We start from the raw sequence: 14,610 nt of genomic DNA, 5'->3' as shown, positions 1-14,610 counted from the left end.
CGCCCCGTTCTGCGCCACAGGCGCAAGGGAGCAGCCGTATGGACCGTTCACCCTGGCATGCCGGCGAGAAACAATTGCAGGCGCATGTGGGCGTTGCCGAACGAATGGAGGCGTTCGGTCGTAAGGTGATTCGCAGCGAGATGCCGGACCAACACCGCACCTTCTATCAACAATTGCCGTTCATGCTGTACGCAGCGGTGGATGCCGACGGTCATCCCTGGGCCAGTGTCCTTGAAGGCCAGCCCGGTTTCGCACATTCGCCAGAACCTGGCTTGCTGCAATTTCGCAGTCTGCCGGCTTTTGATGATCCCGCGCAGTTGAGCGAAGGCTCGGCCATCGGACTGCTGGGCATCGAGTTGCACACCCGCCGCCGCAACCGCATCAATGGGCATGTCAGTGCCATGACCATGGATGGTTTCGCGGTGACGGTGGACCAGTCCTTCGGCAATTGCCCGCAGTACATTCAGTTGCGCCAGTTTCGCTCGGTGCCGCTGACCGATCCTGCGACCCGTGCCGCCCAGCATTTCGGCGAACTGGATGACGCGACCAAAGCCATGATCGCCGAGGCGGACACCTTTTTCGTTGCCAGTTATGTGGACGTCGACGGTGAGCGCTCGGTGGATGTTTCTCACCGCGGCGGTCAGGCCGGTTTCGTACAGGTGGAAGGCAATCGCCTGACCATTCCGGATTTCGCCGGCAACCTGCATTTCAATACCTTGGGCAACCTGCTGCTCAATCCCCGGGCCGGGTTGTTGTTCATCGATTTCAATACCGGTGATTTGCTGCAACTCAGTGGGCGCACCGAAATCATCCTGGACGGTCCTCAGGTCGAGGCGTTCCAGGGGGCCGAGCGCCTGTGGACGATCGATGTCGAGCAAGTGGTACGTCGTCCGGCTGCCCTGTCGTTGCGCTGGCGCTTCGACGGCGTTTCACCCACCAGTTTGCTCACCGGTACCTGGGAGCAGGCCAAGGCGCGTTTGCAGGCCAAGGCCCTGGGCGATCAGTGGCGGCCGTTGCGGGTGACGCGGATTGAAGCGCAAAGCCACAGCATTCGCTCGCTTTACCTGGAGCCCGCCGACGGAGCGGGGTTGCCACTGTTCCAGGCCGGGCAGCATTTGCCTTTGCGCTTCAACATTGATGGCGATGTGCATATCCGCACGTACAGTTTATCGAGCGCACCGTCCGATGATTTTTTCCGCATCAGCGTGAAGCGTGACGGACGGGTGTCTACGCATTTGCATGAGCAGATTCGTGTCGGCGACCTGCTGGAGGCGCGGGCGCCGCAAGGGCATTTCACCGTGGCGCCCCATGAGCGTCGACCCTTGGTGTTGTTGGCGGCCGGGGTCGGCATCACGCCGCTGTTATCGATGCTGCGGGAAGTGGTTTACCAAGGGTTACGCACCCGCCGTATCCGGCCCACATGGTTCATCCAGAGTTCGCGCACGCTGGCCGACCAGCCATTTCGCCGCGAACTGGATCGCTTGCTCGAGGATGCCGGTGACGCGGTGCGGGTAGTGCGTTTGCTCAGTCAACCGGAAGCCGAGGCGATACAAGGAGAGGACTTCGACCTCAGTGGACGGATCGACGTCGCGCTGCTCAAGGATCTGCTGACAGTCGAGGACTACGATCAGCCGGATTTTGTGGTCTGCGGTCCCGGGAGTTTTACCCAGGCGTTGTACGACGGCTTGCGCGAGTTGGACATTCGCGATTCGCGGATTCACGCCGAAACCTTCGGCCCGTCCACCTTGCGCCGGCGACCGGACCCCGATGCGGTGGTCATCGAACAACCACCAGCCGCCACCACGTCCGTACCCGTGGTGTTCCAGCGTTCGGCCAAGGAGGCGCGCTGGCAGCCAGACGGCGGCAGTTTGCTGGAGTTGGCGGAAAGCCGTGGCCTGCGCCCGGAATTCAGTTGTCGCGGCGGCTCCTGCGGCACCTGCAAAACGCGCTTGATCAGCGGTCAGGTGCATTACCCACTGCCGCCAGCGGAGGTGCCGGATGATGGACAGGTGCTGATTTGCTGTGCGATTCCGGCGCAGGGCGCGCAGCCATTGGTGCTCGATATCTGAAGGACGATTGCAGGCGAACATTGCCCGTCGGTCGATGGCTGAGTAGGGTGGGCAGAGCCCCGGACGTTGTGGGAGCGGGCTTGCTCGCGAATGCAGTGTGTCAGCAACGGTGATGTTGGCTGACACTACGCCTTCGCGAGCAAGCCCGCTCCCACAAGGTTTGTGGTAAAGCCTTTACTGCAGTTCAGGAACAAGCGTTTCCATGGGTTTTTTCATTCGCTCCATTGTCTTGCTGATAGCGCTGGCGCTGACCACCGGTTGCGAAAGACCGGACGCACCGCCGTTGGATCAGCAACTCTACGTCTGGCAACGGCAGTGGACGCCGGCCCACGACGCTGCCCTCAGGGATAGCCGCGCCGACTTTTCGACGTTGCGGGTGCTGGCCTTGCAGGCCTTTCCCAACGCGGGCTGGAGTCGGGCCCGGATTGACCCGGCACTGCTCAAGCGCGATGGCCGGCCGGTGATTGCGGTGATTCGCCTGGATGGGCAGCTCAAGGCGCTGGATCAGGATGAGATCACAGCGCAAATCCGGCAGGTGATCGGCGACTGGCAGGGACAGGGGCTGAACCTCGCCGGGGTGGAAATCGACCACGATGCCGGTAACGCTCGGCTACCGGAGTACCGCCAATTTCTCGCGCATTTGCGCGGAGCCTTGCCGACTTCGCTGGTACTGAGCATCACCGCGTTGCCATCCTGGCTCGACAGTCGCGAACTGCCGGCGCTGTTATCCACAGTCGACAGCAGTGTGTTGCAGGTGCACGCGGTGAGCGATCCGCGTCGTGGCTTGTTCGATGCTGATCAGGCCCGGCAATGGACGAAGGCCTGGAGCCGTATCACGACGAAACCGTTCTATCTGGCGCTGCCGGCCTATGGCGTGGCGTTGCTGCCGTCGGCGGGTGGCGCGCCCGTTGTGGAAAGCGAAGTGACGGTGGAGCGTGAAGGACTGCGTCGGGAATTACTTGCCGACCCTCAGTCATTGCGCACCCTCGGCACCGAGTTGCGTGCCGATCCACCGAAACATCTGGCGGGCCTGATCTGGTTTCGCCTGCCATTGGCCAACGACCGTCGGGCCTGGAGCTTGACCACTTTGCTCGCCGTGGCGCGTGGTGATGTCCTCAACAGTCAATTGAAACTGAAACTCTCGGCCGACAATGGCCTCTATGACATCGGCATCAGCAACCAGGGCAATCTCGACAGCGCCTGGCCCGAACGCCTGACACTGGCGGTCAGCGGTTGTGAGGGGGCCGATGCCTTGGCCGGTTACGCGTTGCAACAGCGTCCGGATCTGCTTACCTTCACCCGCCTGCGTGATGGCCGAATACCGGCTGGCGGACAGCGTGCCGTTGGTTGGGCTCGCTGCGCACACATTGATCAAGGAGGTTCGAATGTTCACCCGTAACTGGCCGCGTCATTTGCTTTGCCTGAGCCTCAGCCTGCCGCTGGGTTCGGCACTGGCCTGCGGCCCGGACTTCCCCATGCGCCTGCTGGATAACCGTGGTCAGTCGCTGGCGGAGCTGCCGGAAGGCAACTTCAGCTTCGAAATCAGTCGCCTCGGCCACGCCATCAACGGGTTGAAGAACGTCACCGCTGGCGTTGACTACTCGGATGTACCTGACGCTGTAGCGCTGCGCGATCAAGCCGAGCAGGCGGGACTTTCCGCCGAACAACAGGTGCTGGTGAAACACTTGCGCAGCCTGACCGATGCCCGCCAGGTCGAAAGCGAGGGCGCGCAACTGCCGCCTGAGCTCAGGTTGTACCTGGCCGGCGCTGTGGCATTTGCCGCGGGTGATCCTGCCTTGGCTGCCGGGTATTTCAAGAAAGTGCTGGCCCTGCCCGCAGAGCAACGGGCCTCACGCAGTACCTGGGCGGCTTACTCGTTGGGTCGAGCGTTGTTCGCCATGAGCGCCGAAGCCAATGCGGCTCCGGATTTGCTCGAACAATCCCGCGACGCCTTCGAGCAAACCCGGCAACTGAGCATCGACGGCTTCAGTGATCCACTGGAACTGGGTGTCGCCAGCCTCGGTGAAGAAGCCCGGGTGGTGCGCACCGCTGGCGACTGGAACCGCGCCATCGAGTTGTACGCCACGCAGAATCTGCACGGCTCCGCGGTGGGCTACACCTCGTTGAAGCTGTTGATGGCGGACCTGATGACGCTGCCGGATGATCAAGTGGCCGAATTGCTCAAGGGCCAGCCAGTGCAGCAATTGGTGACAGCATCGCTGATCAGTCGGTTGGGGTGGTCGTTCGGTGATCAACCGCCCAACGAACAGAAAATGATCAAGCTGCTGCAAAACAGTACCCGTGGCAGTCTCGAAAACGCCGACCGCCTGGCGGCGATGAATTATCAACAGGGTGATTACGCCAGCGCCAAGGCTTTCCTCGAACAGGCTGGCGATGGTGGGTTGGCCTGGTGGCTGCGGGCAAAACTGGCGGTGCGTGAGGGCGATAAGAGCGCGGCCGCCGCAGCCTATGCCAAAGCGGCGCAGGCCTTCCCGCAGAATGAATCCTGGGGCGAGCGCCGCACACCGGACTTCGATTACGAAACACTCCAGCCCAAATGCCGGGTCGAGGGTGAAAGTGCGATCCTGGCCCTGCAACGCGGGGATTACCTGCAAGCCTTCGATCAGCTGTATCGCAGCCAGAGCATTTACTGGTTCGACGCCGCCACCGTTGCCGAGCGCGTGTTGACCCTCGAAGAACTCAAGCACTACGTAGACACTCAAGTGCCGGCCCCGCCGCCGCTCAGCCAGCAGGACCGCGACAACTATGTGCCCTTGCCGGTGGCGGCGAGTCTGCGCAATCTGCTGGGCCGGCGGCTGTTGCGCGAGGGGCATTACGAGCAGGCGTCGGCGTACTTCGACAATGACGGCTTGCGGCACAAGGCAAAACTGTATGGCGAGCAACGTCTGGCGGCTGATTCAGCCTGGTGGCCGACCCGTCGTGCCGCTGCTCTGTTCAATGCGGCCTGGACGGCACGCGAGTGGGGCATGGACATTCTGGGCTATGAAATGGCGCCGGATTACGCCACGTTCGGCGGTAACTACATTCTCGAAAACACCGAACTCAAGGTCGGTCCTTTGGTGGCCGAGGACGAAGTGAAGCGCCAGCAGGCCAGCGCTGCCCAGCCTGATCAGCGTTATCACTATCGCTTCGTGGCCACCGCGCTGGCGAGCAAGGCGGCGGATAACTTGCCTCACACCAGTCAGGCGTTTGCGGCGGTGCTGTGCGAGGCGTCGGGGTGGAACAGCAGCCTCGAAGAGCAAAGTGCGATATATCAGCGTTATGTCAAAGAAGGGCCTTACGTGGAATGGGCCGCCGATTTCGGCCACCAGTGCCCGTACCCCGACTTCGAAAACGCCGACAAACGCTACGTGACCCAAGTGACCGACGCTGCGCGTTCGGCCTTGCGCCCGTACAAGATGCCGTTACAGGTTGGTAGCGTAGTGGCGTTCGCGGTAGCCGCGCTGTTGATGTTCAAACGTTGCCGCCGCAAGGCGCAGTGAGGTTCAAGCCTGTTGCACAAAGGTCAGCCGCACGGCGAAACCGATCAACAGGCTGCCGAACAACCATTGTTGCAGGCGCTGGGCTGAGGGGCTGCGTTGCAGCCAACGGCCGAGTGCGGCGCCTACCAGGGCGTATGCGCTGTCGAACAGCAACCCGACACTAACCAGCACCACGCCCAAGGTCGCAAATTGCCCGAGCACCGGCCCAGACTGTGGGTCGATGAATTGCGGTAGCAGCACCGAGCAAAACAGCAGTGCCTTGGGATTGAGCAGGTTGGTCAGCAGTCCGCGTCGGATGGCTGCGCCCCAGCGCGGTTTTTCGCCGGTTGGGTCGGCGCTGGTGAGGCTCGGCAGCATCGTGGTTCGCAGGCACTGAATGCCGATCCACAGCAGGTACGCGGCACCGGCCAGGCGTACCACGTCGAACGTCCAGGGCGCAGCCTTGAACAGTGCCGCCAGCCCCAGCGCCGCCAATGCCACATGGCAACCCCGGGCAATGCCCAGGCCCACGGCCGTGGCCAGAGCAGCGCCTTTGCCTTGGCGGGCACCGGTCTGCAACAGCAGGATCATGTCGGGCCCCGGCAACAGGTAGACCACCGCCAGTGCCATGAAAAACAGCCAGAGACCTTGCATGTTGCACCCCATTCGTTGTCGATTTGGTCGTGCCAGTCTAGGGCTGAAGGGCGGGGCAGGTGCTTGCGTTGTCAGCTTCTATCGGGTCATGTATTGGCATAATCTGCCACTTCATCAAGCTTGAACCATCAGGATCTGCCAAACCATGAAACTCGACGCCTACGACCGCAAGATTCTCGCCGCACTGCAACGGGATGGCCGCCTGAGCAATGTGCAACTGGCAGACGAGATCGGCCTGTCGGCATCGCCTTGCTTGCGCCGGGTGCGGATGCTTGAAGAGGCGGGGGTGATTCGCGGCTACCAGGCCAATCTGGATCGCGACGAAGTGGGGTTGGGGCTGACGGTGTTTGTCGGGGTCAAGGTCGAGCGTCATAACGATGAGCAAGCCGAAGCCTTTCGACTGGCGGTGACGGCATTGCCGGAGGTGATTTCGGCGTTTCTGGTATCAGGTGAGTCGGATTTTCTGCTGCAGGTAGTGGTGCCGGACTTGCGTGCCTATGACCGGTTTCTCACCGGGCGTTTGCTGAAGTTGCCGGGGGTGAGCGACATCCGCAGCAACTTTGCGATTCACACGGTGAAGGCGCCGGGGGCGTTGCCGTTGGAGCATTTGCCTCTTTAAACCGAGTCGCCTGCCTTCGCGAGCAAGCCCGCTCCCACAGGTACAGCGCAATCCTTGTGGGAGCGGGCTTGCTCGCGAAGGCGATAAATCAGTCACTGCAACTCTTCAAGTCTTACATCTGCGTCGCCATCCCCTCCACATTCATCGCCGCCTGGCGCAAGGCCTCTGAACGGGTCGGATGTGGGTGGCAGGTCAGGGCGATGTCTTCGGCCGAGGCGCTGAACTCCATGGCCACGCAATACTCGCCAATCATTTCACTGACGCTCGGGCCAACCAGATGCACGCCGAGGACTTCGTCCGTGCGTTCATCGGCCAGCACTTTGGCGAAGCCTTCGGTCTCGTGGTTGATCTTCGCCCGGCTGTTGGCGGTAAAGGGAAACTTGCCGACCTTGTACGCCCGGCCTTCAGCCTTGAGCTGCTCTTCGGTCTTGCCGACGCTGGCCAGCTCCGGTTTGGTGTAGACCACACTGGGGATCAGGTTGTAATTGACCTCGCCAGCCTTGCCGACCATCTGCTCGACGCAGGCCATGGCTTCGTCCTCGGCCTTGTGGGCGAGCATGGGGCCGGACGTCACGTCACCAATCACCCAGACCCCGACGGCTTCGGTGCGATGTCCTTTGTTGGCGAGCATGCCGCGCTTGTCCGTGGCGAGGCCGACGTTCTCCAGGCCCAGACCCTGTGTATAAGGTCGGCGCCCGATGGCCACCAATACGTAATCCGCTTCCAGTAGCTCGGCGGCACCGCCTGCGGCAGGCTCGATGCTGAGCTGCACGCCGGTGGCGGAGGTGGTGGCGCTGGTCACTTTTGAACTCAATTTGAAACTCAAGCCTTGCTTGCTCAGGGAGCGCTGCAGGGTTTTGCCGGCTTCGATGTCCACACCGGGGCAGATCCGGTCGAGAAACTCGACCACCGTTACCTGCGCACCAAGGCGCCGCCATACCGAACCAAGCTCCAGGCCGATCACGCCGGCACCAATCACCACCAGATGCTTGGGCACCTCGGTCAGCGCCAGGGCACCGGTGGAGTCGAGGATGCGTTTGTTATCGATATCCACGCCGGGTAGGGGCGTAGGCTCGGAACCGGTGGCGATGATGATGTCCCTGGCGCTCAGTTCGGTCTTGCCGCCGGCGCTATCGGTCACCGTGACTTTGCCCGGCCCGTCGATGTGGCCCCATCCTCTGATCCAGTCGACCTTGTTCTTACGGAAAAGAAACTCGATGCCCTTGGTCAGCCCGGTAACGCTTTCATCCTTTTGCTTCATCATCTGGTTGAGGTTGAGCACGGGTTTGACTTCGATCCCCAGATTGGCGAATTCCGCGCCCTTGGCCGCGTCGTACAGTTCGGAGGCATGCAGCAACGCCTTGGATGGCATGCAACCGACGTTCAGGCAGGTGCCGCCGAGTGTGGCGCGTCCTTCCACGCAGGCAGCTTTCAGACCCAGTTGTCCGGCGCGGATCGCCGCGTTGTAACCGCCGGGGCCACCGCCGAGTATCACGACGTCATAAGTGCTCATGGATGTACTCCTGGATCGAATGGGGAAGGGATGGGTAAAAGTAGTTCCTGAGTAAAATTACGAACGTAATATGTGCGTTCTGCCGCATTTCGGTCAAGGCTTCAGCCAAGCGACAGGTTGGGCATCTTTAGATAGCGCGCTCGAGTACGAAAATTTCACCATTTTCGTTATATCGTAACGAATTGCCATGCAAGCGAAGACACTCTGGGGTGGTATGCAAGTCGATCTCGATGTTGATGAAACGCCGTTAGCCGGGTTGCCGCGCTTTCAGCAGGCGTTCATTCAAGGGCGGCGTTTGCGCCAGTTCGCCATCGGTGCGGGCGTGCTCGCGACAGTAGGTGTGCTGCTGGCGTTTTTTGCCGTGTTGTTTTCCTCGCAAACACTGTGGCCAACATTGCTGCTGAACCTGAGCATGGCGTTTGTCGTATTGATGGCGGGTTTGCAATCGGCCTGGTGGGTGGCCCAGTGGCGTGCCCGCGCCATGAACCCCGTGGGGAAGGTGATTGCTGTCGACGAATCTGTCGCGCCTTCGGGGTGGTATGAGCGTTTGCTGGACCGGATCAGCCTGCAATCGCAGCACCTGCTAGGGCAAATCGGCGCGCCAACGCTGTGGCTTGGTGGCTGGGGATTGTTGGCGGTATTGGGCGTCGAACAGGCCTGGAACCTCACACTGCCCCCGGCAGCACTGGGGCTGGCAGCCAATGTCGGGGCAGCGTGCTTCTTGCTGTTGGCGTTTGGCCTGTTGGTGATGGAGCGTCATCTGGCGCAGGAAAACAGCGCGAAATGGCCTGAAGCCGCTACGTTGGCGCAATTGATCCGTGTGGCGATCATCAGCCTGGCGCTCGGTGCTTTTTGTCTGTTGTTTGCCGATGAAACCTCGGTATGGCCCGTACACCTGGCGGTGTTGATTGGACTGCTGCCGGGGCTGGTGGCGGCAGAACTGTTGCTGCGCGCGGTGTTGTCATTGTTCAGCCCGCGCCGTGAACGTCTTGAACCAGAGCTACTGGCGCGCAGTTTTATCGCTGACATGTTGCGCTGGCCACCACAGCCATTGCTGGCGTTGCAGCACGAATTGCATAACCGCTTCGGCATCGACCTGCGGCAGATCTGGGCCTTCACTTACATGCGTCGGGCCTTCCTGCCGGTGTTGGCGGTGGTTGCACTTGTTGGCTGGTCGCTGACCGGCATTCACGAAATTGCCCTGCAAGAGCGTGGCATCTACGAACGATTCGGTAAGCCAGTGGAGGTGTTTGGCCCAGGTTTGCATATGGGGTTGCCTTGGCCATTGGGCCGGGTGTTGAGCGTCGAGAATGGCGTGGTACACGAGTTGGCCACCAGTGTTGGCGAAACCACGCCCCCTACTCAGGCAGACCCCGCTGAAGGCCCGGCCCCGGCAGTTGCCAATCGTCTGTGGGACGCCAGCCATGTGAACGACAAGTCCCAGGTGATCGCCAGCAGCCGAGCCGACAAGCAGAGCTTTCAGATCGTCAACATGGACGTACGCTTCGTCTATCGCATTGGTCTGAGCGATGAGGCGGCGTTGGCTGCGACCTATAACAGTGCCGATGTACCGATGTTGATTCGCAGCACCGCCAGCCGAATCCTGGTTCACGACTTCGCCTCGCGCACTCTCGACGGATTGCTTGGCGAGGACAGGGTAGGGCTGGCTGAAGAGATCGGCCGCGCGGTTCAGGCGGACCTGCAAAAACTCGACAGCGGCGTGGAAATTCTCGCCACGGTGGTCGAGGCGATTCACCCCCCGGCCGGAGCAGCCAACGCCTATCACGGCGTGCAAGCGGCGCAGATTGGCGCGCAAGCCTTGATCGCCCGTGAACGTGGTGCCGCTGCTGAAGCTACCAATCAGGCGCAGTTGCAGGCCAGCATCGCCCGCGATCAGGCGACGGCCAGCGCCCGCGAAATCAATGCTGGCGCTCAGGCAGCGGACCTGAAATTCAACGCCGAACAGAAAGCCTATGCCAGCGCCGGTCAGGCCTTTGTGCTGGAACAGTATTTCAGCCAGCTATCCCAGGGTTTGGCCAATGCTAGATTGCTGGTTCTCGATCATCGTCTGGGCGGCAGCAGCAATGCGCCGACTATCGACCTCCGTACGTTCACGCTGCCGGTTGACCCTGCGCCGTCGCGTAAAACCGCTCAGCCAGGAGCTGCCAATTGAGCCAGTCCCATACTCACGATCACGATGACCACGCCGGCCACGATCACGGCCATGGCGGGCACCATCACCACGGCCATCATCATCACGGCGATCCGCAGGAGGCCGGTCCATTCCCATGGCGTCGGATGGGGTGGGCGGCATTGCTGGTGGCGTTTGCGGTCGCTGCCGCGAGCCTGGTGCAGGTGCGCTCGGGTGAGGCCACGGTGATCACGCGCTTCGGCAACCCCTCACGGGTCTTGCTGGAGCCGGGACTGGGCTGGCGCTGGCCGGCACCGTTCGAAGCAGCGATCCCTGTGGATCTGCGGCTGCGTACCACGTCGAGCGGTTTGCAGGATGTCGGCACGCGGGACGGTCTGCGCATCATCGTTCAAGCCTATGTCGCGTGGCAGGTGCAGGGCGATCCGGACAATGTGCAACGTTTCATGCGGGCGGTGCAGAACCAGCCCGATGAAGCCGCGCGGCAGATTCGCACCTTTGTCGGCTCCGCGCTGGAAACCACCGCCAGCAGTTTTGATCTGGCGAACCTGGTCAATACAGATGCCAGCCAGGTACGCATCGCCGATTTCGAAACACAACTGCGCAAGCAAATAGATCAGCAGTTGCTCACCACTTATGGTGTGCGCGTGTTGCAGGTCGGTATCGAGCGATTGACGCTGCCTTCGGTGACGCTCACCGCGACGGTCGACCGGATGCGTGCCGAGCGCGAAACCATCGCTACTGAGCGCACGGCCGTCGGCAAGCGTGAAGCCGCGCAAATTCGTTCCGCCGCCGAGCGTGATGCGCGAATTGTGCAGGCCGATGCCACGGTGAAAGCAGCAGATATCGAAGCGCAATCGCGCGTCGAAGCGGCGCAGATTTATGGCCGCGCCTACGCGCAATCGCCGCAGCTCTACAACCTGCTGCGCTCGCTCGACACCTTGGGCACGGTGGTGACGCCAGGAACCAAGCTGATTCTGCGTACCGACGCCGCACCGTTCCGGGTGTTGGTTGACGGTCCGCCGAGCTTCGACAACAAGTCCGGATCGCAGCCATGAGTTTGGTTCCACGTGGAACAAATGAGTTGAGCAGCCCCTGGATTCAGGCCGGGCGCTTGGCGTTTCTCGCCCTCTACGCGGTGACGGTGTTGGCGGCATTGGCGTGGGCGTTTTCCAATGTGCGGCAGATTGATCCGCAGAATCGCGCAGTGGTTTTGCATTTCGGCGCGCTGGATCGCATTCAGAATGCCGGGCTGTTATTGGCCTGGCCACAACCGTTCGAGCAGGTGATTTTGTTGCCGGCGGCGGATCGGGTGATCGAGCGCCGAGTGGAAGGCTTGTTGCGCAGTGGTGCCGCGATGCAGGCAGATCGCGTGGCCAGTTTTGCCACACCCATCAGCGATGCCCTCGCAGGTTCCGGCTATCTGTTAACGGGGGATGCCGGAGTGGTGCAACTCGATGTGCGGGTTTTCTACAAAGTCACCGAGCCCTATGCATTCGTGCTTCAAGGCGAACACGTGTTGCCGGCACTGGATCGTCTGGTGACCCGCAGTGCGGTCGCGCTCACGGCCGCACGGGATCTGGACACTATCCTGGTCGCTCGTCCGGAATTGATCGGCGCTGATAGCCAGGCGGCGGAACGGCGCGAGCGCTTGCGTGGCGATCTGGTGCAGGGCATCAATCAACGGCTGGCCGAACTCACCGCAACGGGGCAGGGCTTGGGGATCGAAGTGGCGCGGGTCGATGTGCAATCGAGTCTGCCCAGCCCTGCGGTGAACGCTTTCAACGCGGTACTGACGGCCAGCCAGCAAGCCGATAAGGCCGTCGCCAATGCACGCACCGAAGCCGAGAAGTTGACGCAGACCGCCAACGAGCAAGCCGACCGTACGCTACAAGTGGCCCATGCCCAGGCGAGCGAACGACTGGCCAAAGCCTCGGCAGATACCGCCACAGTATTGAGCCTGGCCAAGGCTCAGCAGCAGGGGACTGACCCGCAAATGCTGCTGCGCATTTATCGCGAGCGGATGCCGAAAATTCTCGGCCAGGCTGGCTCGGTCACGACTGTCGATCCCAAAGACGATTCCCGCCTGATCATTCAGGGACCTGCACAATGACTGCTCAAACAACCGCTGCACCGAGCCTGTTGTCATCGGCCGAACAGCGCCGCGCCGCGCGCCAGTTGACCCTGGCCATGCTCGCGTTGGGCCTGCTCGCGCTGGGCTTGATCTGGCGTTGGCTGGCGCCGGAGCAGACTGGTGTCAGTCAACTGCTGCTGGGTTTTGCCTCGTTGCTGGTCGCCGTTCCGGTCATGCGTTCAGCCTGGTACAGCCTGCGCTATCCAAGCCTGCACGGCATCACCGATCAATTGATTGCCCTGGCCATGCTGGGTGCCTGGGCCACCGGGGATCTGCTGACGGCGGCCCTGTTGCCGATCATCATGATCTTCGGGCACGTGCTGGAGGAGCGCAGCGTGATCGGTTCCCAAGAGGCGATTCACGCCCTCGGCAAACTGACCCGCAGCCACGCGCGCAAGGTTCAGGCGGACGGCTCCATCATCGAAGTCGACAACGGTACGCTCAAGGCGGGCGACCTGGTCGAGGTCCGTGCCGGGGACAGGGTGCCCGCGGATGGCCGGGTGTTGTCCGGCCAGGCCAGCCTGGACACCGCCTCCATTACCGGCGAATCGGTACCGATGGAGGCGGGCGTCGGCATGTCGGTGTTCGGCGGCGCGATCAACCTCGACGGTCTGCTACGGATCGAAGTGACCCGCATCGGCCAGGAATCGACCCTCGGCAAAGTCATCGCTCTGATGCAAAACGCCGAGCGCTCGAAACCGCCGATCACTCGTCTGCTGGAGCGTTACGCGGGCAGCTATATGGTGCTGGTGTTGCTGCTGGCGGCGGTGACCTGGTTCATCACCAACAACGCTCAAGCGATGCTCGCGGTGTTGGTGGCGGCCTGTCCTTGTGCGCTGGTGTTGTCGGCGCCGGCCACGGCGATTGCCGGGGTGGCGGTAGCGGCACGCCACGGGATTCTGATTCGCAGTTCTGCGTTCCTTGAAGAGTTGGCGGACCTGACTTCGCTGGTGGTCGACAAGACCGGGACGCTGACCTTCGGCACCTTGCGGCTGCAATCCATCGACAGTCCGCTGGAGGATCGCAGTCATCTCCTGACGCTCGCCGCCAGCCTTGGCTCGGCCAGCAGTCATCCGGTCAGTCGTGCTCTCGCGGGGTTGGTGACCCAGGAGCATTTCCTGCTGCTTACTGACATCCATGAGCGCCAGGGCCTGGGCGTGGTGGCGATGACCGGGCAGGGCGAAGCGGCGCTCGGCCGGCCGGAGCTGTTCGCGCAACTGGGCATCAGTACAACGGAGGTTCCCGATCACGACGGTCCGATTGCCGGGCTGGCGCTCAACGGTGAATTTCTCGCCTGGTTGTTGTTGGCCGACAGCGTCAAACCCGAGGCGCAATTTGCCTTGGGTGAGTTGCGCGACCTCGGGTTGGGTCGCCAGGTGTTGCTCACCGGTGACCGGCACAGCGTCGCACAAACGCTCGCCCGGGATGTCGGGATCAGTGATGTCGAAGCGCAGGCACTGCCCGAAGACAAACTGAAGCGTGTGCTCAAGGAAATCGACAGCGGTTTCCGGCCGATGGTGGTCGGTGATGGGATCAACGATTCCCTGGCCCTCAAGGCTGGCGTGGTGGGTGTCGCCATGGGCGCGGGCGGTGCGGACATCGCCTTGGCATCGGCGGATATCGTGCTGATCGGCAGTGACCTGCGCCGCCTCGGTACTTGCGTGCGCCTGAGTCGTCAGTGCCGCCAAACGTTACAGGTGAATGTGATCATCGGGCTAGGCTGGACCCTGGCGATCGTGGCCTTCGCCGCGTTCGGCTGGCTTGGCGCTGCCGGGGCGATGATTGCGGCGTTGCTGCACAACCTCAGCACCTTGCTGGTGTTGGGCAATGCCGGTCGTTTGCTGCGGTTCCAGGAGCCACTGCTCAAGCTCAAGGATGAAGCCTGAAGGCGAATGCTCTAAACCGGGCAATCACGGGGGGCTTCAACTTTTTAGAACTGTGCGCCCGGTTCGTAGTCTTTGAAGATGAGGGCACATCATTTTGTGCGTTC

Annotated in this window: 10 protein-coding genes; 8 read left to right on the top strand and 2 right to left on the bottom strand. The window is 61.9% G+C overall.

The annotated features are described in order from the left end of the window. Window positions 1-38 precede the first annotated feature (38 nt). The 3 genes from KGB29_RS27150 (at window position 39) to KGB29_RS27140 (ending at window position 5,572) form a co-directional block, all read left to right on the top strand. On the top strand, window positions 39-2,069 hold the full coding sequence (locus KGB29_RS27150; protein ID WP_154860849.1) for a pyridoxamine 5'-phosphate oxidase family protein: 2,031 nt from the start codon (window positions 39-41) through the stop codon (window positions 2,067-2,069). Window positions 2,070-2,271: 202 nt separating this feature from the next. Further along, the gene (locus tag KGB29_RS27145; RefSeq protein WP_154909747.1) at window positions 2,272-3,468 is read left to right on the top strand and encodes a DUF3142 domain-containing protein; all 1,197 of its coding nucleotides are present in this window, start codon (window positions 2,272-2,274) and stop codon (window positions 3,466-3,468) included. Continuing rightward, on the top strand, window positions 3,455-5,572 hold the full coding sequence (locus KGB29_RS27140; RefSeq protein WP_154909748.1) for a hypothetical protein: 2,118 nt from the start codon (window positions 3,455-3,457) through the stop codon (window positions 5,570-5,572). Before KGB29_RS27145 ends, KGB29_RS27140 begins: the two co-directional genes overlap by 14 nt. 3 nt (window positions 5,573-5,575) lie before the next feature. Here the strand turns inward: KGB29_RS27140 and KGB29_RS27135 are convergent, their stop codons facing one another. Next, a complete protein-coding gene (locus KGB29_RS27135; protein WP_154860851.1) occupies window positions 5,576-6,205 on the bottom strand; it encodes a LysE family translocator in 630 nt (209 codons plus the stop codon). Between the two features lie 145 nt (window positions 6,206-6,350). Here KGB29_RS27135 and KGB29_RS27130 point away from each other — a divergent pair, with 145 nt between their 5' ends. Then, a complete protein-coding gene (locus KGB29_RS27130) occupies window positions 6,351-6,824 on the top strand; it encodes an Lrp/AsnC family transcriptional regulator (RefSeq protein ID WP_007969928.1) in 474 nt (157 codons plus the stop codon). 112 nt (window positions 6,825-6,936) lie between these two features. Here KGB29_RS27130 and lpdA read toward each other — a convergent pair whose 3' ends face one another. Beyond that, window positions 6,937-8,337, bottom strand: coding sequence for a dihydrolipoyl dehydrogenase (lpdA, locus tag KGB29_RS27125; RefSeq protein WP_057712677.1), 1,401 nt, complete (start codon window positions 8,335-8,337; stop codon window positions 6,937-6,939). Window positions 8,338-8,551: 214 nt separating this feature from the next. Here lpdA and hflK (KGB29_RS27120) point away from each other — a divergent pair, with 214 nt between their 5' ends. The 4 genes from hflK (KGB29_RS27120) to KGB29_RS27105 are packed head-to-tail and all read left to right on the top strand — an operon-like array spanning window position 8,552 to window position 14,506. After that, entirely contained in the window at window positions 8,552-10,510 is a 1,959-nt protein-coding gene (hflK, locus tag KGB29_RS27120) for a protease modulator HflK (RefSeq protein ID WP_154909853.1), read from the top strand. Continuing rightward, a complete protein-coding gene (gene hflC, locus KGB29_RS27115) occupies window positions 10,507-11,544 on the top strand; it encodes a protease modulator HflC (protein ID WP_154909750.1) in 1,038 nt (345 codons plus the stop codon). The genes hflK (KGB29_RS27120) and hflC overlap by 4 nt, the downstream gene beginning before the upstream one ends. Then, window positions 11,541-12,599 (top strand): protease modulator HflK, encoded by a 1,059-nt coding sequence (gene hflK, locus KGB29_RS27110; protein ID WP_154909752.1) that lies wholly within the window; start codon window positions 11,541-11,543, stop codon window positions 12,597-12,599. Before hflC ends, hflK (KGB29_RS27110) begins: the two co-directional genes overlap by 4 nt. Next, the gene (locus KGB29_RS27105) at window positions 12,596-14,506 is read left to right on the top strand and encodes a cation-translocating P-type ATPase (protein WP_154909754.1); all 1,911 of its coding nucleotides are present in this window, start codon (window positions 12,596-12,598) and stop codon (window positions 14,504-14,506) included. Before hflK (KGB29_RS27110) ends, KGB29_RS27105 begins: the two co-directional genes overlap by 4 nt. The last annotated feature ends 104 nt before the right edge of the window (window positions 14,507-14,610 follow it).

The sequence above is a fragment of the Pseudomonas sp. BF-B-30 genome (genome assembly GCF_019956305.1).
Taxonomy (GTDB): Bacteria; Pseudomonadota; Gammaproteobacteria; order Pseudomonadales; family Pseudomonadaceae; genus Aquipseudomonas; species Aquipseudomonas jessenii.
This window is presented reverse-complemented; position numbering and strand designations above follow the sequence as displayed.

Coding starts and splice junctions, on each gene's coding strand:
- KGB29_RS27150 (WP_154860849.1), top strand. CDS start 39: ATGGACCGTTCACCCTGGCATGCCGGCGAGAAACAATTGCAGGCGCAT.
- KGB29_RS27145 (WP_154909747.1), top strand. CDS start 2,272: ATGGGTTTTTTCATTCGCTCCATTGTCTTGCTGATAGCGCTGGCGCTG.
- KGB29_RS27140 (WP_154909748.1), top strand. CDS start 3,455: ATGTTCACCCGTAACTGGCCGCGTCATTTGCTTTGCCTGAGCCTCAGC.
- KGB29_RS27135 (WP_154860851.1), bottom strand. CDS start 6,205: ATGCAAGGTCTCTGGCTGTTTTTCATGGCACTGGCGGTGGTCTACCTG.
- KGB29_RS27130 (WP_007969928.1), top strand. CDS start 6,351: ATGAAACTCGACGCCTACGACCGCAAGATTCTCGCCGCACTGCAACGG.
- lpdA (WP_057712677.1), bottom strand. CDS start 8,337: ATGAGCACTTATGACGTCGTGATACTCGGCGGTGGCCCCGGCGGTTAC.
- hflK (WP_154909853.1), top strand. CDS start 8,552: ATGCAAGTCGATCTCGATGTTGATGAAACGCCGTTAGCCGGGTTGCCG.
- hflK (WP_154909752.1), top strand. CDS start 11,541: ATGAGTTTGGTTCCACGTGGAACAAATGAGTTGAGCAGCCCCTGGATT.
- KGB29_RS27105 (WP_154909754.1), top strand. CDS start 12,596: ATGACTGCTCAAACAACCGCTGCACCGAGCCTGTTGTCATCGGCCGAA.